Below are 20,860 nucleotides of genomic sequence, written 5' to 3'. Positions count from 1 at the left end.
TAGGTGATTCCTGCGAGGGAGTATCTTCCAGTAGGGTCGGGGGTATTAAGTTCATGTCGATTAAAGTCGATATAGATAATATAATTTAATTTAGATAACGGTGCTTATTTTATCTATCAGGGGGCGTCACGAATTGTCGCGAGTATTACAAGAAGATATAGATCAAATCGTCTCCAATAATAATATTCCATGGGAAGAACTGCGAGATAGGGTTGTGTTAATTACAGGTGCTACTGGCGCGATTGGCACCGTCGTTATTCAAGCGTTGGCGGAAGCCGATAGCAGGTATAAACTCGGTCTCCGTATTTTGGCCTATGGAAGAAATGTGGAGAGAGCTAACCAGCTTTTTGGCAACTTGAAACCTGTTGAATTTATTGAGCACGATATCCGAATGCCATTAATCGTGAACGGGCCAGTAGATTACATCTTGCATGGAGCGGCAGTGACGCAATCCGTCGAGATGGTCACGAGGCCCGTTGGTGTAATTGAGACTGCACTCAAAGGTACGGAGAATATATTGGCGCTGGCCAAGGAGAAACAAACGAAGAGTATGGTTTATCTGTCCTCGATGGAAGTTTACGGGGTGACGGATCCGGATCTTCAATATGTTACCGAGAAAGACCTGGGCTATATAAACCTTCAAAGTCCTAGGAGTAGCTATCCGGAAAGCAAGAGAATGAGTGAGAACTTGTGTAATTGTTACTTCGCTCAGTATGGCACGCCGGTTAAAGTAGCGCGTCTTTCACAGACATTCGGGGCAGGTTTCCCAAGTGATGACTCCCGAATCTTTGCCCAATTCGCACGAAGTTCAATTGCGGGTTCCGATATCGTGTTGCATACCGAGGGGAAGTCGCGTGGCAATTACTGCTATATTAGCGATGCGATTCGCGGACTTATTCTATTGTTACTGAAAGGCGCTAATGGCGAGACGTACAATATCGCCAATCCAGAGGCAAGCATGACTATTCGGGAAATGGCGAATATGGTCGCCAACGAAGTTAGTGGGGGAAGAATGTCCGTTATTGTGGATATTCCACTAGACATCCATAAACGCGGTTATGCTCCCGATGCGACAATGAAACTAAGTGCAGACAAGATGGAGAGCCTTGGTTGGAAGGCTCAATATGGACTCGCAGAAATGTACAAGCGGATGATTGCGGATTGGCAAGAGGGTATGAACGCGCCAGCCATTTGATGAGTAGAAGGAGGGATGCAAGATGAGGAAATATCATCAAGAGCAAGTTCTGGAACTCATCAAGACGTTATTCGAAGCGCATAGAGAGCTCATACGGCTGTATGATGAACAAAGGACGAATGCGTTCATAGGGCTCTTAGCCGATTGCCAAGAATGTGCTATCCAAATCGGTCTCTATATAGAGAGCCACGAAGGTGTGGGAACCGCAACGGTCTCCTTGTTCGAAGAGTATTGCGAGATCCTCTACTTTACAAGCAACGAGATAGATAATGGTGGAGATGCCTCGATTTACATCAATCGCTTACTGGAGCAGCTCGGTAAGATTAGAAACAGTGCTACTAATGAACTTAAACAAAGCAAGATTGAGATCGCCTTTCTACCTTATAAAGCGAGTATGTGGGACAGCTGCGAATCCGTCTGGATGGCGGCTAATGAGGATCCGCAGTGCGATGCGTATGTCATTCCAATCCCTTACTTCGATAGAAATTCAGACGGCACGGTCGGACAGATGCACTACGAAGGGAACCAGTTCCCAGAGTATGTTCCCATTGTCGATTGGCAGAATTATAACCTCGAGGAACGCCGTCCGGATATCATTGTGACGATTAATCCCTATGATAATGGTAATATGGTAACGGTGGTTCATCCGGACTATTTCTGTCAGCGACTCAAGGATTTGACCGATCTTTTGGTGTACATTCCTTACTTCGTGAGTTTGGACGATGTGGATGCCCACTTCTGCACTTGCGCTGGGGTATTGCATGCAGATCGGGTTATCGTTCAATCGGAGAAAATCAGACAGACATACATTCGTGTGATCCAGCAGTTTGAACTAAAAAACCAATGTACGGGATACTTCGGCAATGTGGGGGAAAAGATCGTTGCACTCGGTTCTCCGAAGTTCGATAAGGTGATCAATTCGAAGAGAGAGGATTATGCGCTTCCCGACTCTTGGAGTCGCTTGATCGAGAGGGCTGACGGTTCGAGGAAGAAGGTTGTTCTTTACAATACGAGCATTGCATCGTTGCTTGAGGGAAACGAGAAAGTGCTCGTCAAATTGCGTGATGTATTTGCTGCCTTCCGGAAGCGCAATGACGTCGTTCTACTCTGGCGTCCTCACCCGCTTAATCAATCGACCTATCAATCGATGCGACCGCAGCTTCTGGCAGAGTATGACCGAATAGTCGAAGAGTACAAACGCAATCAATTCGGGATTTATGATGACACGGCGGATTTGCACCGAGCGATCGCACTGTCGGACGCTTATTACGGCGATATGGGTTCGGTAGTCGCACTCTATGCGTGTACGGGAAAGCCAATAATGCTACAACATCTGTATTCTTCGTCTAATGCGGGTGTCGGGACGTACCTTCTTCATGATGATGGTCACTACTATTGGATATCAGCCTACGAATTCAATGGGCTGTTCAGAGTGAACAAAGAAACGATGATTGCGGAATACATCGGTAGCTTCCCGGAAGAAAAACATCAGTTCCTTCATATGGACGTTGCCGAATACGAGAAGAAGCTGTACTTTGCTCCCTTCAATGCTGATTATGTGGCTATTTTCGATAAAGAAAAAAAACAGTTCGACAAAAGGCTATTCCCGATCAAAGACAAGCCGCACTGGCTAAGACCGGGCGACAATCGATATTTCAGCAGAGTCATTACGCATAAACAGCAGCTGTTCTTCGTGCCATATACCTATCCTGCAATCATGCGATACGATCCGGCAAGCGGCGAAACGGTCGAATACACGGAATGGATTCACCATCTGGAAAAGGCGGCGAAACAGTCGAGCGATTGGCAAAAGGGTCAGTACTCTTATGACTTCGAAGGACTCTTATCTCTGGATGTGTGTATAATCGGCTCCGAGGTTGTTGCAAGTACATTGTTAACGAACGAACTCCTGTTTTTCGATATAGAGAACTTGCAGCATCAGTTTTATGCAATCGGTGAAAATGATGAAAGGTATTTCGGTGTATGCTTTGACGGAGAGCATTACTGGCTGGCAGCTAGAACGCAAAACTACATTGTGAAATGGAATCGCCAAACGCAAAAACGTATCAAGATCGAGCTTCCTAGTGGTATAAAGACAGGGCAGGCTTGTAACTTCCAAGCACTGGTCTATGCCAATGGGTATGTGTGGTTGTTCCCGCAACAGACTGACCGCACATTAAAGGTTGATATTCATTCGAATGCCGTTCAAATCGCAAGCATGTTTGATGAATATCGATCTCATACGGAAATTGGATATATCAATGTCATTAATAACGATGAAATGGTATATGCGCTGATGACAAATCGCGTTATGCAATGGGATGCTAAGAATCAACTTCACCGATACGATCAATTTGCGGTTTCGGAGAATGACACGGTTGCCGTTGCGGATCAGAGGGTAGAGACACTCAACAAACTTTCGAGCCAATTAATTAATGTGATAGATACTCTGCACTTAGAAGCGTTTGCAAGTCTAGATACTTATTTGGACTATGTCACGCGTCAGACGGATTTACCGTTCGCTCGGGTGCAAGCAGAGAAACAAATCCAATTGAGTGCTGAACTGACAAGCAATTTGGAAGGGACATCGGGAACAGCCATTCATCAATCCAACAAGCAAGTCATCCTTTCATCTGCGGGAGGTAAGCGATGAATACAGCTCTAATATTTGCAGGCGGCACGGGACAACGCATGAACACGCGTGCCAAGCCTAAACAGTTTCTTGAACTCCATGGTAAGCCGATTATTCTTTATACGTTGGAGCACTTCGAGCATCATCCGGAGATCGACAATATTGTTGTCGTATGCTTAGAAAGCTGGATCGATGAGTTGAGGATCCTGCTGCGGCGATACGATATCAAGAAAGTGAGCCGAATTGTGGCTGGAGGCGGAACGGGGCATGAATCTATCTACAATGGTTTGCAAGCACTAAGCGGTGTGTGTAGTGCAGATGATATCGTGCTCATTCATGACGGCGTTCGTCCATTGATAACCGAAGGACTCATCTCAGCTAACATTGCGACAGCATTAGAACATGGCACCGCTATTACAGTCGAGCCTGCTAGGGAGAGCGTTATTCAAAGCTGGAGCGGTGAACGGATTGATTCCGTTCCTACGCGCGACACGATATATATCGCCAAAGCTCCGCAGACGTTCCGCTTTGAGTTGATTTGGGAGTACTACCAGCGCTCATATAATGATAATCTCATGTGTATCGATTCCTCACATTTGCTGAGCATCTACCATGTTGAAATGCACACAGTGAAGAGTCCGCCTAACAATATAAAAATCACTTCACCTGCCGATTACTATATTTTCCGAGCGTTGCACGAAGCAATTGAGAATCAACAAATACTTGGGATATAAGCGGGATGACATCGAGTATGGTGGATGAGAAGCAGTACGTAATTGAAACATTCCGAACCCATTTTGGCTCATTCAAGGATAAACGAATCGTCATTTATGGCATTGGGCCAAACACCCAGATCATAGTAGAAAGCTTCACGGAATTAAATATTATCGGCTTAATGGACGAGGCGCGCGCCGGAGAATTCCTATTAGGCAAGCCTATTCTCACGCCCGAAGAAGTCGTGGAACGAAGAGCGGATCTCATCGTCATTGTAGCCCGCAGCAACAATGTGCGAATCATCTATAGAAGAATCTCAACATTATGCTCGCAGCATGCGATACGTGTATATGATCTGCTTGGTAGCCTGCTTCAAACGAACCATAATTCGACAAAGACATTCGATTCCTATCGTGATGTTAGCGAGGCTGGTTTAAAGGCAAAGATTGAGCGAGCGGATGTCGTTAGTTTCGATGTATTTGACACCTTGGTAATGCGCCGTACGTTGTATCCGCAGGATATTTTTTATGTGATGGAAGAGAAAATAATAAGGTCAACGACCGAACCTTATGCATTTGCCAAGTCGAGGATTATTGCGGAGAGAGAGTTGTGCGCGGAGGACCGAAATCCTAAGCTGAATGAGATCTATGATCGATTGCAGCAGAAGTTAGGCTTGTCAGAAGCAATGAAGCGTGACTGGTTGGAGCTTGAGATAAAGACGGAATCCGAATATCTCATTCGACGAGAGAACATGTGTGGTGTCTATCAATTTGCCCTGTCATTGGGCAAAGAGGTTTACTTCGTGTCCGATATGTACTTGCCAGAAGCGACTCTTCGCACGTTGTTAAAAGGGCTTGGCATCTATGTTAAACCGGGTCATTTGCTCGTATCCTGCGAATATGGCGTTTCTAAGGGGAATGGCTTGTTCGAGATCTTGCATGCTAAGGTGAATAGTAACAAAATTATTCACATTGGCGATAATTACGAAGCGGATGAGAGAGCTGCTCGGCTACATAAAATTGCCGAAACGTTTCATCTTCAGAGTGCGCTGAAGATGCTTGAAGATTCTTACGCAAGCGAGCTGCTGGAGCATACGAATAAGCTGATCGACCGGTTAGTCATCGGAGAGTTTATTGCAAGGGAGTTGAACGACCCCTTCTTGTTTAACGAAACAGAAGGGAAGTTCCGGATCGCACGAAATTACGATATGGCCTTTTCATATTTCGCACCTCTTGTCTACTGCTTCCTTCGTTGGATGCTGAGAACGGCGAACGAGATGCAGCTCAATCATATTTTGTATAGCGCGCGGGACGGGTACTTATTAGAGGAGATAAGCCGATTGCTGCGGGGCAGGATCCCTCATTTTCCAACAACGCATTATTTTTATACTTCTAGAGCGACCGCTGTATTAGCAGGATTGCAAAACGATGAGGACATTAAGTTTGCCTCTGGACTGGCTTATTCGGGTTCGACGCGGGACATGCTGAAAGATCGATTCTGTTTAACAGAGGGGGATATTCAGGAGCGAGGCGAAGAATCCGACATGGATTATTTGTTAAGGCATCGTGAGGCGATCTTAGAGCAAGGAAGGCAGGCAAGAAAGAAATACAAACGATATTTGGACAAATTACCAGTTAAGCCGGGCGAACGAGTTGGTTTTTTTGATTTTGTTTCTTCGGGGACATGCCAGAAGGCGCTATCCAACTTTGTAGATTTTGAGTTGATCGGGTTGTATTTCTCCCATGTACGCTCGGGCTCGGGTTATAAATCGCAAATACCAATTAAAGCGATGTACACGGTTCATAATGTGTATGAGAAGCAGTGGAAGTTCATGGATAACTATTTTCTTATGGAGAATGTATTGACTTCTTCGGAGGCTACTTTGAGTGCATTCGACGAAGATGGTCAACCTATTTTTAGCTCCGAACACCGAACGAAGAGGCAACTTCACCATTTACAAGTGATGCACCAGGCAATTAAAGACTATATGGGACAAGCAAATTGGGACTTCACTCTTGAACAGGAGATTGACCTGGCCATTCCTGATTTGATTTTCCAGTTGCTGAAAGGGCAATACAGTCATATGCAATCCGACTACTTCGATAGTGAGAAGTTGGTTGACGAATTCAGCAATCGAACGTTTGAATTGCGGGAGCAATGAGAATGATCCATTATCTTTAAACGGGAAAGAGGCCAAATCTATGTTTAAGATAAGTGTCATTGTTCCTGTATACAATATGGGCGGTTACTTAAAGAATTGTCTGGATAGCCTATTATTACAGTCTTTAAAAGAAATAGAGATCATTTGCATTAATGACGGTTCATCCGATCATTCGCTTGAGGTCTTACGACAATATAGCTCTGCTCATTCCAATATCATCGTGTTGGATCAAGAGAATTGTGGAGTCGCTGCGTCGCGTAATCGGGGAATCGAGATGGCGCGAGGAGAGTTCGTCGCCTTTATGGATGCGGATGATTTCTATCCGGATCTCGACGTGCTGGAATGTCTATATCACAGCGCCATAGAAAACAATGTTCAAATATGCGGCGGATCTCTAAGCAAATATATTGGAGATCAGACCATAACAGCCTTTTCACAACGGGACCAAAATTGTGTTTTTCAAGAGAATAAGATGATGACTTTTCGTGAATATCAATTTCCTTACGGCTTTACGAGATTTATTTATCATCTAGGTTTTCTGAGGAAAAATCAGTTGAGCTTCCCGCTCTATACCTATTTTGAAGATCCGCCTTTTCTAGCTAAAGCTTTGAATCTCGTTGGTCAATTTTATGCGATTAATAAAAATGTGTACAGTTATCGTTTAGGGCATAAACCGAATAATTTAACGTTGAGAAAAACGAGTGACTACGCAACCGGTGTTTTGGATTTACTGGCATTGTCTCGTGAAGAGGGGTTGGCGCGGTTGCATGCAAATTCGATCGCAGTCTTACATGACGATCTAACTCCTGCCCTCTATCGTCACGCAGTCGAGTGGAACTCAGCCTTGCAGGAGAGGATCATTCAGATCAATCGAACGATTGATGTCGACTTATTGCATTCAGAGGGCATCGATGGCAGTGAGGCGTATTTGCTTGAAGGAGAGTATATTTCGAATCATGTGAAACAAGCGATTGAGAATGAAAAAACGTTTGTTAAAAAGCTTCAGGAATATCCGAGTATTATCATTTATGGTGCGGGTAGGGTCGGAACGCTAGCGCTGGAATACATTAAGGGAATTCAAGGTTCATGTGTGAGCTGTTTCGCCGTTACACGAGGAAGAGATAATCCGAGTAACATATACGGTATAGAGGTTAGATCTATTCATGAATTAACCGAAGTTCGAGAGAATGCGCTTGTGGTGGTCGCTACTTATTCCTATCTACATGAGGAAATCCAGAATACATTGTCGCATTTAGGGTTTAAGCATGTATTGCCGATTGATTATCAGGAATTGCAACTATATGGGATACATTGATTCGGTCAATATATTTCTGAATCAACGGGGAGGTGTTCACCTTTGTTTGCGAATAAGACACTTATGATTACCGGGGGAACCGGCTCGTTCGGCAATGCGGTGCTCGACCGCTTCATACATTCGGATATAAAAGAAATTCGGATTTTCTCTCGCGATGAGAAAAAACAGGATGACATGCGCCGATTATACAAAAGCAACAAAATCAAATTTTACATTGGTGATGTACGCGATCTTCATAGCGCGCGCAATGCGATGTTCGGAGTCGATTATGTGTTTCATGCCGCTGCGCTGAAGCAGGTTCCCTCCTGCGAGTTCTTCCCAATGGAAGCGGTGAAGACAAACGTGATCGGCATGGACAATGTGCTGACTGCGGCCATCGAAGAAGGCGTTGGCAGAGTGATCGGATTATCGACGGACAAAGCTGCCTATCCCATTAATGCGATGGGCATCAGTAAGGCGATGATGGAACGAGTGCTTGTAGCCAAGTCTCGCACGACAGATAAGACGATTATTAGCTGTACGCGCTACGGCAATGTGATGTGCTCACGCGGTTCCGTCATTCCGTTGTTTATCGATCAGATTAAATCCGGCAAGCCGATTACGATCACCGACCCGAATATGACTAGATTCATCATGAGCTTGGAAGAAGCTGTTGAATTGGTGTTATTCGCCTTCCAGCATGCGAACCCCGGCGATATTATGGTGCAGAAGGCACCGGCATGTACGATCGGAGTGCTGGCCCAAGCGATAACGGAACTGTTCCCTTCGAGCAGTGAGATTCAGTATATTGGCATAAGACACGGGGAGAAATCCTATGAAACGTTGCTTACACAGGAAGAATGTCTCCATGCGAGCGACTTAGGCAATTACTATCAGGTGCCAGCCGATAACAGGGATTTGAACTACGCCCAATACTTCGAAGAGGGTAAGCAAACGATGCCGGAAATACGAGAATTCAATTCAAACAGCACGACTATATTGAATGTGGAGCAAGTGAAAGAAAAGCTACTAAGCTTGGAATATATTCAAAGCGAGCTGAAATCATGGAAATATTAGTGCTTGGAGCAGGCGGTATGGCAGGGCACATGATTTCTATCTATTTGCGTGAGCAGGGTCACCAAGTGACTGGCTACTCCAGAAAAAGCTTGTCTTACTGCGACACATTTATAGGCGATGCGTTTCACCAAGAGACGATAGTGGAAGCGATTCGGTCCAAGCCATATGATGCAGTCGTTAACGCCATCGGAGTTCTCAATCGTGCTGTAGACCACAATTTGTCTGAAGCCATCCTCCTGAATAGTTACCTTCCGCACTTTCTTGCGGATCGCCTTCGCAACTCGGCGACTCGACTGATCCACTTGAGCACGGATTGTGTATTCTCGGGGCGAACGGGGAATTACCACGAGAACAGTGTCAAAGATGGGGAGACGCAGTATGATCGGACGAAAGCGTTAGGTGAAGTCATCGATTCAACCAATCTCACTATTCGCACTTCCATTATAGGTCCTGACCGTTCCGAGAGCGGCATCGGATTGCTCAACTGGTTCCTTAAGCAGAAAGGACCCGTCAACGGCTATTCCTCGGCCATCTGGACGGGGGTAACAACGCATACGCTGGCCCAAGCCATTCAAGCGGCGCTAATGGAACAGCTAACAGGTTTATACCATCTGGTGAACAACAGCAAGATTTCGAAATTCGAGCTGCTGAGCCTCTTCAATCGTGTGCTGAAGCTAGAGCCGATCGACATTCTTCCATCGGACGCGGTGAAGCTTGATAAATCGCTCGTCAATAACAGAACCGACTTTAGCTTCAGGGTTCCCAGTTACGAGGAAATGCTAGAACAATTAAAGGAGTGGATAGATGCTCATCAAGAGCTATATCCGCACTATTATTAAAAGGATGATCGGGATGCAAAAGCTCAAATTGATGACGATTGTCGGAACAAGGCCTGAAATCATTCGATTGTCTGAGATTGTCAAAAAAGCGGATAATTTCTTTGAACACATCTTCGTACATACAGGGCAGAACTATGATTACAACTTGAATGAGATCTTTTATGAAGACTTGAAGCTTCGTAAGCCCGACCGGTTTTTAAACGTTGTTGGGGATCATCTAGGAGCAACGATGGGGAACATCGTCGCGAAGTCATATGAACTGATGGCAGAGTTAAAACCGGATGCACTATTGATTCTCGGTGATACGAACTCCGCATTATCGGCAATCTCGGCCAAGAGGCTCAAGATTCCTATCTTTCATATGGAAGCGGGTAATCGGTGCTTCGATGAGAACCTGCCGGAGGAAACGAACAGGCGGATTGTTGATCATATTTCGGACGTAAATCTTCCGTATACGGAGCACGCACGCCGTTATCTTCTAGCTGAAGGAGTGCGGAGAGAGCATATTTACGTAACAGGATCGCCAATTGGCGAGGTGCTTCACGCTCATAGAGAAGGGATTCAGAACAGTCAAGTGCTCAAGACTTTGGGTCTAAGTGAAGAACATTACATTCTTCTCTCTGCCCACCGTGAGGAGAACATCGATATCGAGGCGAACTTCTTCCGACTAATGGATGCGGTCAATGCGATGGCGGAGAAATATCAGATGCCCATCATCTACTCTGTGCATCCACGCAGTGCCAAAATGATCGAGAAAAGACAGTTCAGGTTCCATGATCTGGTAAGACCGCTGCCGCCGTTCTCCTTTACGGACTATAACCATCTGCAGCAACATGCCTATTGCGTACTTTCCGATAGTGGCACTTTACCAGAGGAAGCGGCGATTAGCCGATTCGCAGGCGTGAGCATTCGAACTTCGACGGAGCGGCCAGAGGCACTAGACAAAGGCTGTGTTATTCTGGGTGGCATCACGAAGGAAGAGATCATGCAGGCGGTAGAATTGGCGGTCGGCATGGCTCGTCAAGGGGATTATGGATCTGCCGTGCCTGACTACACGGAACTTAATGTATCCGCGACGGTCATTCGTCTAATTCAGAGCTATACGGGGATCGTGAATAGGAAGGTTTGGGGGAAGTAAGGAGGAGAGCCAATATGCGCCAAGAGTATCCGTTCGTATCCATTGTTATTCCCGTTTATAACGGCTCGAATTATTTGCAAGCCGCGATCGATTGCGCTCTGTCGCAAACCTATCCGAACGTTGAAGTAATCGTTGTCAATGATGGTTCTCGCGATGATGGGGCAACGGAGAGCATTGCGCAATCCTATGGCGAGAAGATTCGCTATTTCGAGAAAGTAAACGGCGGAGTCGCGACTGCGCTTAATCGTGGGATTCAAGAGATGAGAGGCGAATACTTCTCTTGGCTATCCCATGATGATCTGTACACGCCAGACAAAATCGAAAAACAAGTCGATGCATTGTTGCAGACTCAGAATCGAACAAGCATCGTCTTTAGCGAATACGACCAATTGGATGTAGATTCCGGGCGCGTGACTCCGATTCGGGATAGCCTAAGCTATTCGACCGAGCAATTAACCAACTCCGTGTTTCCGGTTGTAAATAACCTCATTCATGGCTGTAGTTTGCTTATTCATCGTACGCATTTCGAACGAGTCGGAACGTTCGATGAGAAGTTAATCACAACACAGGATTACGATTTATGGTTTCGAATGTTCCGTCACCAGCGACTGATTCTCGTTCCCGAGGCGCTGGTTATTTCTCGTGTGCACGAAGAACAGGGCAGCAGAACGCTTCCTCAGCATGAACGGGAACGAAGCGAACTATATATCCACTTTATGAATGAACTGACCGAAGCTGAAATGGCATCCATGTACGGAAGCCCGTACTTCTTTTTCTATCAGATGAGAAATTACTGTTTAGAGACGGGGCTAGAACCGGCTGCCCGCTATGCAGAACATAATTTTCAGTCAGCCGTGGTGCCCGATGATCTAGACGAGAAGTTGACTCAATTTAAAAACCAGATTGAGCAACTATCCAATGGTAAGGCACGGAAAATAGGCATATTCGGCGCGGGCAACTATGGATTACAATTATTGCAGGATCTGAAGGTCCGGCGCCTCCAAGTCGATTTCTTCTTCGACAATAACCCGAGCAAGTGGGGACTTGCGATCAATCAGGTACCCTGCATAGAACCTGCGACATTAGGTGAGTGCAAAGACCAGGTGCTCGTTATCGTTGCTGCTCGGATGCCAGAGACTATGGTGAAGCAGATGTCGATTAAAGGATATCCACATGTGTACACGAAGCAGCAACTTGATTCGGAGTGGCTTCGAACTCCACCGGATCACCGACTGGTTCCGGCTATAGATGGGGGAAGATAGTATTGTTAGTCTCTATTATCATTCCAGTGTATAACACGGAGAAATTCGTAAGACGATCGATAGAAAGCGCTTTGGCGCAAACTTATTCGGCCAACGAAATTATTCTCGTGAATGATGGGTCAACGGATAGGTCACCGCAGATTTGCGACGAATATGCAAGCACCTATCCGAGGATTACCGTTATTCATCAGCTTAATAAAGGGGTGTCTGCCGCTCGAAATGCAGGCATGGACGCTGCTCGGGGAGAGTTCATCCAATTTTTAGACTCGGACGATGAAATAGAAAGTACCATGACGGAATCATTGGTTCATGCGATAAGGGAGCAAGATTGTGATCTGGTCGTATGTGGATACGTGAATAGAGGGAAAACCGTTCAGGAGATTCGAGCGGACTCGAATGTATACGAGGCATCCGAATTCATGGCTCGTGCATATACTACCCCGAATCTGGCTCCACTCACTTGGAGTTCATGCAATATGCTATTTAGAAGCTTAATCCTTCGTGACCATAAGCTTCGCTTTGATTCCTCTTTCGTAATGGGAGAGGACGGTCTGTTTATGCTGGAGTATATGAGCAGATGCAGGTCCATCTATGTATTAAACCGGGTATTATACAACTACTACCAATATGATCCTGCTGATCGGGTCAGCGCAATTACTTATTTCTCTCCCGATCTGTACTCGCTTAGAATCAAATATTTCGAACGTCTGTATTCGATTGTTTCGAGTGAAATATCCCAGGATCTCGAAAGACAGATGCTGCGTTCATTTTTTAACCTGGTCATCATCAGCCTTGTTTATATGGGAGCCTACGCAGAGTTCTTCACTAACAGAGATTTACTTCAACGAGTCAAATCTATTATTAACCATCCTTATGTGAGGAAGGCATCCAAAGTATATAAACGCAGCCGGAAGACAGATAGCGCCATCATCCCTAGACTGATTCGGATGAGAATGGCGATGCCATTGGTCCTCCTCATTCGAAGCAGGGGGAAAAAGTTTGTTGTCCGAAATGGCAAGCGTCAGCATATTCGATCGGTCTACAGAGAAAACAGATCGCTACTATAAATCCATTAACCGTCAAAATGATACTTATTCTTGAGGGTTAATCTTCCGATAGTTTAGGTATGGGGACTATGATAGTGTAGGCCGCAGATGGACACCAGTGTGAGGCCGAAAGGAGAACCTATGAAAGCTGTCATTTTAGCAGGTGGATTCGGAACTAGAATCAGCGAAGAAACGCATCTTATACCTAAGCCGATGATTCAGATCGGTGGCAAGCCAATTCTTTGGCATATTATGAAGCAGTATTCCCACTTTAACGTTAACGAATTTATTATCTGTCTAGGATATAAGGGTTATTTGATTAAAGAATATTTCTCCAACTATTTTCTCCATACCTCGGACGTCACGTTCGACTTAAGAACGAACGAGATGACCGTTCATCGGAATGAATCCGAGCCTTGGAAGATCACTCTGGTGGATACAGGCGAGAACACGATGACGGGCGGACGGCTTAAGAGGGTGAAGCAGCACGTTGGAAATGAAACGTTCTGTTTCACCTATGGAGATGGCGTAAGCGACGTGAATATCGAGCATTTGATTCGGTATCACAAGGAAAAAGGCCGGCGTGCTACCGTAACGACCGTTCAGCCGCCTGGGCGCTTTGGTTCTATTAATGTTATGGCTGATCAGATTGTAGGGTTTAAAGAGAAGCCTCAGGGAGACGGCACTTGGATCAATGGCGGTTTTTTTGTGCTTGAACCCGATGTTTTTAACTATATCGATGGTGATGAAACGTTATGGGAGCATGGGCCAATGGAAGCATTAGCTTCCGATGGACAGCTATCGGCCTATATTCACTCGGGATTCTGGCAACCGATGGATACATTGCGAGATAAGGTTAAACTCGAAGAAATGTGGCAATCAGGACAAGCCCCGTGGAGGGTGTACACATGAGCTTGGATCAATTCTGGTATGGCAAAAAGGTATTGATTACAGGGCACACCGGGTTTAAGGGCTCCTGGCTGTCATTGTGGCTTCATATGCTTGGAGCGAAGGTTTGTGGTTATGCATTGCCTCCAACAGGCGAATTGTCGTTATATCGAATAGCCCAAGTTGGCAATCATATGAACTCGTTCTACGGTGATGTAGCTGACTTTCAAAAAGTAACTCAGACGATTGAAAGTTTTAAACCCGAAATAGTGATTCATATGGCTGCTCAGCCGTTGGTATTATCTTCGTATCAGCAGCCAATCGAGACGTTTCAATCGAATGTAATGGGTACTGTGCATGTACTGGAGGCTTCCAGACATTGCGATAGCGTCAAGGTTGTCCTGAATGTGACGAGTGATAAGTGCTACGACAATCAAGGGGCGAAATCAGAAGGATTCTCGGAGAATGACCCTATGGGCGGGTATGATCCATACAGTTCGAGCAAGGGTTGCTCAGAGCTGGTTACGAATTCATATCGCAATTCATTCTTCATCCCGTCTGACAAACTGCTTGCTTCTGCGAGAGCTGGGAATGTAATAGGCGGCGGGGACTGGGCGGAGAACCGAATCATGCCCGATTATGTTCGCGCTCTCTTAGAAGGTAAGGACATGATTATCCGTAATCCAAACGCAATCCGCCCATGGCAATATGTGTTGGACCCTCTTAATGGCTACTTGGCTCTCGCTGAGAGAATGTGGGAGTTGGGCGCTAGTTATGCGACAGGTTGGAACTTTGGTCCAGATCCAGAATCGATCGTCACGGTCAAGGATCTTATCAAGCTTGCCGTAAAGGGATGGCCGAACCAAGTGAAGTATATCGAAGGTGACGATAAGGCTGTTCATGAGGCACCGCTTCTTACGTTAAATAGTAGCAAGGCTCGAGTGAAGCTTGGCTGGACGCCAAAATTACGTATCGAAGAGACGGTAGATTGGACGATTCAATGGTATCGAGCCTTTGCAGCGGGGATGGACATGCATGATTTTACAAAACAGCAAATTCAAAATTTCATTGTGGCGAAAGGGGTGTAATTGATGAGCAACCAGAATTGTCGGATTTGTAATAATCCATTAAACGTTACTTTCGTCGATTTAGGATCGACTCCGCTTGCAAACTCTTATTTATCAGCAGATCAGCTTCAACGAATGGAACCGATCTATCCATTAAGAACGTTTGTCTGCGAAGAGTGTTTTTTGGTGCAAGTAGAAGACTTTGAGACGCCTAAGCATATATTCGGGGAGTATGCCTACTTTAGTGGATTCTCAGATAGTTGGCTAGAGCATTGTCGAAAGTATGTGCATATGGCTATTCAACGCCTTCAATTACATAAAGACAGCAGAGTAATTGAAATTGCAAGCAATGATGGGTATTTGCTGCAGTTTTTTCAACAAGAACATATTCCCGTCATTGGCATTGAACCCGCGGCTAATGTAGCCGAAGCAGCGGAAAAGAAAGGGATTTCTACCGTAGTTGATTTCTTTGGAACGGCACTAGCGCAAAAGTTTATTGATGACGGAATAAAAGCAGATTTGTTATTGGGGAATAACGTTCTTGCCCACGTGCCGCAATTAAACGACTTTGTTGCGGGTATGAAAATCATACTAAGCGATGACGGCGTTATCACAATGGAATTCCCGCACTTAATGAAGCTCATGCAGGGATGTCAATTCGATACGATCTATCATGAACACTTCTCCTATTTATCCTTTACGACGGTTGTAGCCCTATTCGAGAAACATGGGCTGAAGGTCTTCGATGTTGAGCAAATCTCTACCCACGGCGGCTCGTTACGTATCTTTGCTCTGCACAGCCAGTCCAATCGCTTCGAACAGTCGGCCAATGTAGAAAGGTTGTTGAGTGAAGAAGAGGCGTTTGGCATTAATCAAATAAGCACTTATCATAACTTCAGTGAAGAGGTTAAGAAGCTTAGAAGAGGATTGGTTAGTTTTCTCATCGATCTGAAGGATAGCGGCAAGACCATCGTTGGCTATGGTGCTCCGGCTAAGGGGAATACGCTTTTGAATTATTGCGGTTTGGATCAGGATTTTGTGGATTACACGGTGGATCGAAGCCCGCACAAGCAAGGATTGTATTTGCCTGGCTCACGAATTCCGATATACTCTCCCGACCGCATCATGGAAACGAAGCCTGATTATTTGTTGATTCTGCCTTGGAATATTAAAGAGGAGATTATTGAGCAGACGAACTTTATCCGTGAATGGGGCGGACAGTGGGTCGTACCGATTCCGGAAGTAACGGTGACGAAATGAAGTTTACGGAGACGATTCTACGTGGAATCTACATCATTGAACCGGAGCTATTGGAAGACGAACGGGGCTTCTTTGCTCGAACGTTCTGTACGGAAGAGTTAGCTGAAGCAGGGATCGAATTTCAAATTAAACAGTGCAATGTATCATTCAATCATCTTAAAGGAACGATACGCGGCATGCATTATCAAGCGGCACCTCACGGTGAGGGGAAGATCGTTAGATGTACGCGCGGAATGATATATGATGTAGTGGTCGATATACGACCTGAATCTTCCACCTACTTACAGTGGATTTCCGTAACACTGGATGAGCACATGCCTCGCATGCTTTTTATTCCGGAAGGCTTCGCCCACGGATTTCAAACCTTGGAAGATAATACGGAAGTGTTTTACCATATGAATAATAGCTATCAAGCTAATTTTGCGGCTGGAATTCGATGGGACGACCCGAAACTTGGGATAGAATGGCCATTATCTTGCACGGGTATCTCCGATCGGGATCGCAATTTTGAGGAGTTATGAATATGTCCAAAGTTCTGGTGACAGGTGGAACCGGATTTGTCGGCAAGCAGGTGCTGAAGCTGCTAGATAACAGCAAATTCGAGATCCATGCGGTTACCCGAGATTCGAATAAAGCCTTTTCCTCTAGAGTGTGCTGGCATGAGCTTGATTTATTGCAGCCAGAAGAGATAGAGTCACTGATGCGAGAATTGCGGCCAACACTCTTGATTCATCTGGCTTGGGATGTCGATCCGCAAACGTATTGGCACTCTGAGAACAATTTCATATGGGTGAAATCGACTTTAGCTTTAGCCCATTCGTTTCAACGATATGGCGGTAAGCGAATGGTTACTGCGGGAACCTGCGCGGAATACGATTGGATTGAAGGCGAATTGACGGAGGATTTCAGCGTCTTATCGCAAGGTTCGCTCTACTCTTCAAGTAAAAACCGTTTGTTTGCATTACTTCAACAGTTTGCCCAAACGACGGAAATGTCTTTGGCTTGGTGCAGACTATTTTTTTTATATGGACCATTCGAATCGTCGACAAGGCTCGTTCCTTCTGTTATTTGCTCCTTGCTGGACAATCGAGATGCAGGTTGTTCTGAGGGTAGTCAGCGTAGAGATTATATGCACGTTAAGGATGCTGCAAGAGCGATTGTAACCATCTTCGAAAGCGAAATGAATGGGGCTGTTAATATAGCTTCAGGACATGCCGTTTCCATTAGAAGTGTAGTGCAGGAAGTGGCGCGTCAATTAGGGAAAGAAGATTCGGTGAACTTCGCCATCGAGAAAAGTGATGTTCCTCCACTGGTCTTAGGAAATGCAGATAAGTTGAAAAGTTTGGGCTGGAGGCCGAATTATACCCTTCAAACTGGAATCGCAGATACGATTAGTTGGTGGAGAACTCAAGTGAAGGGCGGATAATTATGCATGCATTGATCGCTTGTCCAATTTGTCAACATTCGAATACGAAATCTTTGGTTACGAGAGACAACGTCCCCGTGCATCAAAATATGGTTTTTCAATCCAAGGAGGATGCCGCTCGCATAACCCGCGGCGATTTGCATTTAAGGCTTTGTGAGGAATGCGGATTTATTTACAACAGCACTTTTGACGCGAATAAACTTAGCTACGGAGACAGCTATAATAACAGCCAGAACTACTCGGCTGCTTTTAATCAATATACAGAGGAACTGTCACAATACATTATTGATGAGAAAGGTCTTCAGGAAGGAACGATCATTGAAGTCGGATGCGGCAAAGCAGACTTCATTCGTCAATTGTTTCGCAGAAACGACAAAATCAAAGGATATGGATTCGATCCTGCGTATGTCGGAGACGAAGTTGAGTTTGACGGGAGATTGAAATTTATTCGTTCGTTCTATGGACCGGCGTACGAGCAAATTCAAGCAGATGTTGTCGTTTGCCGTCACGTTATCGAACACATTTCCCATCCGGTTGAGCTGCTACGAACGATTCGGAAGGCGCTGGAGCATTCTCCTAACGCCCGAGTGTACTTTGAAACGCCATGTGTGAAATGGATTCTCGAAAATACCGTTATTTGGGACTTTTTCTATGAACATTGCTCCTACTTCTCGACTTCTTCCCTTACAAGAGCTTTCGAAGAAGCAGGATTTCAAATAGTAAACATTCACCATGTTTTTCAAGGGCAATATCTGTGGGTCGAAGCAGAGTTGAACCATGAATATAACCGTAAGCCGAAGGGCAATGCCGCAACAATCGTTCCTCTTGCAAATGAGTACGTACGACAAGAAGCTCGGATTGTAAACGAATGGGAGCATCTAGTTGAAGCTTCGTTGTCGGTCGGACGCCTTGCGGTCTGGGGTGCGGGGGCGAAAGGTGTAACGTTCTGCAATCTATTCGATAAGAACAGAGAGCAAATAGCTTGTGTTATCGATTTGAATCCACAGAAGCAAGGCGGATTTATCCCAGGGTCAGGGCATCCTATCGTAAGCCCAACAGAGCTTCAATCATATTCAATTCGCAACGTAGTGTTAATGAACCCTAATTATAGAGAAGAAATAGAGAAGTTATTAATAGACAATCAAATTCAAGTCAACATATTGGCGATTTCAGAGGAAACCCTATAAGGCCCAATACAGGAGGATGCGATGCAAACGAAGTCTCCGCTATTTTCAATCATTCTGCCGACGAGAAATCGTAGTTTTGTCGTGGAGAAAGCGATTCAAAGTGTCATTAATCAAACGTTCACAGACTGGGAATTAATTATTGTTGATAATGACACAGATGATAAAACGTTTAAAGTCGCAAGGAAGTACATAGGGGGCAAAGTAAAGTACGTTCGCACTGGCAATTTGCCAATGCATACGAATTGGCAAACGGGCCTTCAAGAAACGAGTGGGACGTTTATAACGGTTTTGCAAGATAAAGCCCAGTATGCTCCGTATGCATTGGATGTCATTCAAAGACAAGTATCGACTAATCCAGAAAATCATGTTTTTGTATGGGGGTTTATCGCCAACGCTTCGGCATTTCCAGAATCGATTCCGTCAAATCTGCATACGTATTCCTTTAGTTCCAATGAAGTTCTCCAAATGTTTATCAACGAGAATCATGGAAGAATAAATCCGATTTTACCAAAAATGATCTTTTCCTGCTGCCATCGATCGATATTGAACCACTGCGAAGCACTGCAGCAAGATTTATTTCAACCACTGACACCAGACTACACTTCGATGTTCGCACAACTTTCCTATTTCAATCGGTTGGAATATATCGATGCTCCATTGGTTCACTTCAATGAGGAATTCAGCAGTGGGAAGATGTTTAGAAGAAAGATGCTGGAGTCCGATGTGGCTCAAGATTTCACGAGGCTTTCCTTGAATGGTCGCAAAGAGAATTTGTACGCTGACACGGACACTTCTATAGAATCCTTGTATAACTTGATGATGGGAGATTTCAACAGAATAAAATCTCGTTTCGGCGGCAATCTTCTTTCGTTTGAAGGCAATAAGCTTAGCGTCTTTAAAGAGGCATGCGAGCAAATTCATGAGATGGAGCTGCATGGGGTCAATGCGGAACCCGAACGGGAACAACTCCAACAGGAGCTTGGTCGTTATCCTATATTCATTAGACAAATGATTACTGATTACGAAGCGAGCATAAGTGTGGGGCGTTATCAGGCACAAATGGACCTCTCGTCAGCATTCCTCGTGGAAATGCTGCGTGCTATGCTCCGAAATGGAAAGAAAGTCGCCTTCTGGGGAGCTGGCTTAACGGCAGAATATTTTCTTAGTCAATTAAAGGATTCCCCCCATGCAATAAGTTATATTGTGGACATCAATAGTAATCGTAAGGATAAGCAACTGCTTGGAACCCCTATTACAAGCCCGGCCAATCTTCTAAAAGAAACTGTAGATGTCATATTTATCTCGACAGTAGCAAAGTGGCATCGTGAGGTTATGGAACAAATTAGTGAGATGAATATTAATGTGAAGGTGTTGTCTCCACTTCGTGTGGCGGATTTTATTCAATTGAGCTAATTTTCTAAATGGAGCACGCTCGATCTTAATCGACATCTTTGTTGGGAGTTCGCAAACATGCTGGAAAAAATCATTCATCGCATTTCAGGCAAATATTCGGAGTTAATGGGGAAAAAGATCATTATATTTGGCGCAGGAAAAGCGGGAGAGCTTGCGCTATTTGCATTTAAAACAGTAGGGATTCCTGTCGAATGTATTGTGGATAATAATCCAAGAAAACACAATACGGCTGTGATGGGGGTACCAGTGTTCGATGTCGCT

The 20,860-nt window shown here is 45.1% G+C and carries 17 protein-coding genes; all 17 read left to right on the top strand.

All coding sequences use genetic code 11. The features are described from left to right. Positions 1–133: 133 nt before the first annotated feature. The 17 genes from D7Z26_RS23360 to D7Z26_RS23280 all read left to right on the top strand — a co-directional run bounded on the left by D7Z26_RS23360 (position 134) and on the right by D7Z26_RS23280 (position 20,599). Positions 134–1,195 carry an NAD-dependent epimerase/dehydratase family protein gene (locus D7Z26_RS23360; protein WP_158602416.1) on the top strand — a complete coding sequence of 354 codons (1,062 nt, stop codon included), beginning with the start codon at positions 134–136 and terminating at the stop codon, positions 1,193–1,195. Between the two features lie 22 nt (positions 1,196–1,217). Then, on the top strand, positions 1,218–3,848 hold the full coding sequence (locus D7Z26_RS27575; RefSeq protein WP_199731768.1) for a WD40 repeat domain-containing protein: 2,631 nt from the start codon (positions 1,218–1,220) through the stop codon (positions 3,846–3,848). Continuing rightward, positions 3,845–4,561, top strand: a complete 717-nt coding sequence (locus tag D7Z26_RS23350; protein WP_120979443.1) for an IspD/TarI family cytidylyltransferase — start codon at positions 3,845–3,847, stop codon at positions 4,559–4,561. Before D7Z26_RS27575 ends, D7Z26_RS23350 begins: the two co-directional genes overlap by 4 nt. Before the next feature lie 17 nt (positions 4,562–4,578). Beyond that, on the top strand, positions 4,579–6,702 hold the full coding sequence (locus tag D7Z26_RS23345; protein WP_120979442.1) for a hypothetical protein: 2,124 nt from the start codon (positions 4,579–4,581) through the stop codon (positions 6,700–6,702). Between the two features lie 40 nt (positions 6,703–6,742). Beyond that, entirely contained in the window at positions 6,743–8,017 is a 1,275-nt protein-coding gene (locus tag D7Z26_RS23340; protein ID WP_120979441.1) for a glycosyltransferase family 2 protein, read from the top strand. A 42-nt stretch (positions 8,018–8,059) separates the two neighbouring features. After that, positions 8,060–9,073, top strand: a complete 1,014-nt coding sequence (locus tag D7Z26_RS23335) for a polysaccharide biosynthesis protein (protein ID WP_120979440.1) — start codon at positions 8,060–8,062, stop codon at positions 9,071–9,073. Next, entirely contained in the window at positions 9,061–9,912 is an 852-nt protein-coding gene (locus D7Z26_RS23330; protein WP_120979439.1) for a dTDP-4-dehydrorhamnose reductase family protein, read from the top strand. The genes D7Z26_RS23335 and D7Z26_RS23330 overlap by 13 nt, the downstream gene beginning before the upstream one ends. A 13-nt stretch (positions 9,913–9,925) precedes the next feature. Further along, a complete protein-coding gene (gene wecB / locus D7Z26_RS23325; protein WP_120979577.1) occupies positions 9,926–11,050 on the top strand; it encodes a non-hydrolyzing UDP-N-acetylglucosamine 2-epimerase in 1,125 nt (374 codons plus the stop codon). Between the two features lie 14 nt (positions 11,051–11,064). After that, positions 11,065–12,312, top strand: a complete 1,248-nt coding sequence (locus D7Z26_RS23320) for a glycosyltransferase (RefSeq protein WP_120979438.1) — start codon at positions 11,065–11,067, stop codon at positions 12,310–12,312. A 2-nt stretch (positions 12,313–12,314) separates the two neighbouring features. Beyond that, positions 12,315–13,379, top strand: coding sequence for a glycosyltransferase family 2 protein (locus D7Z26_RS23315; protein WP_158602415.1), 1,065 nt, complete (start codon positions 12,315–12,317; stop codon positions 13,377–13,379). Positions 13,380–13,499: 120 nt separating this feature from the next. Next, on the top strand, positions 13,500–14,270 hold the full coding sequence (gene rfbF, locus D7Z26_RS23310; RefSeq protein WP_120979436.1) for a glucose-1-phosphate cytidylyltransferase: 771 nt from the start codon (positions 13,500–13,502) through the stop codon (positions 14,268–14,270). Beyond that, positions 14,267–15,334 carry a CDP-glucose 4,6-dehydratase gene (gene rfbG, locus D7Z26_RS23305; RefSeq protein WP_120979435.1) on the top strand — a complete coding sequence of 356 codons (1,068 nt, stop codon included), beginning with the start codon at positions 14,267–14,269 and terminating at the stop codon, positions 15,332–15,334. Before rfbF ends, rfbG begins: the two co-directional genes overlap by 4 nt. 3 nt (positions 15,335–15,337) lie before the next feature. After that, positions 15,338–16,573: a class I SAM-dependent methyltransferase gene (locus D7Z26_RS23300; protein ID WP_120979434.1), complete on the top strand. Its 1,236-nt coding sequence runs from the start codon at positions 15,338–15,340 to the stop codon at positions 16,571–16,573. Further along, the gene (rfbC, locus tag D7Z26_RS23295; protein WP_120979433.1) at positions 16,570–17,094 is read left to right on the top strand and encodes a dTDP-4-dehydrorhamnose 3,5-epimerase; all 525 of its coding nucleotides are present in this window, start codon (positions 16,570–16,572) and stop codon (positions 17,092–17,094) included. Before D7Z26_RS23300 ends, rfbC begins: the two co-directional genes overlap by 4 nt. Before the next feature lie 2 nt (positions 17,095–17,096). Then, positions 17,097–17,999, top strand: coding sequence for an NAD-dependent epimerase/dehydratase family protein (locus tag D7Z26_RS23290; RefSeq protein WP_158602414.1), 903 nt, complete (start codon positions 17,097–17,099; stop codon positions 17,997–17,999). 2 nt (positions 18,000–18,001) lie between these two features. After that, positions 18,002–19,186 (top strand): class I SAM-dependent methyltransferase, encoded by a 1,185-nt coding sequence (locus tag D7Z26_RS23285; protein ID WP_120979431.1) that lies wholly within the window; start codon positions 18,002–18,004, stop codon positions 19,184–19,186. Between the two features lie 21 nt (positions 19,187–19,207). After that, positions 19,208–20,599: a glycosyltransferase family 2 protein gene (locus D7Z26_RS23280; protein ID WP_120979430.1), complete on the top strand. Its 1,392-nt coding sequence runs from the start codon at positions 19,208–19,210 to the stop codon at positions 20,597–20,599. Positions 20,600–20,860: the final 261 nt, after the last annotated feature.

It is taken from the genome of Cohnella endophytica (assembly GCF_003628305.1).
GTDB lineage: Bacteria > Bacillota > Bacilli > Paenibacillales > Paenibacillaceae > Cohnella > Cohnella endophytica.
This window is presented reverse-complemented; position numbering and strand designations above follow the sequence as displayed.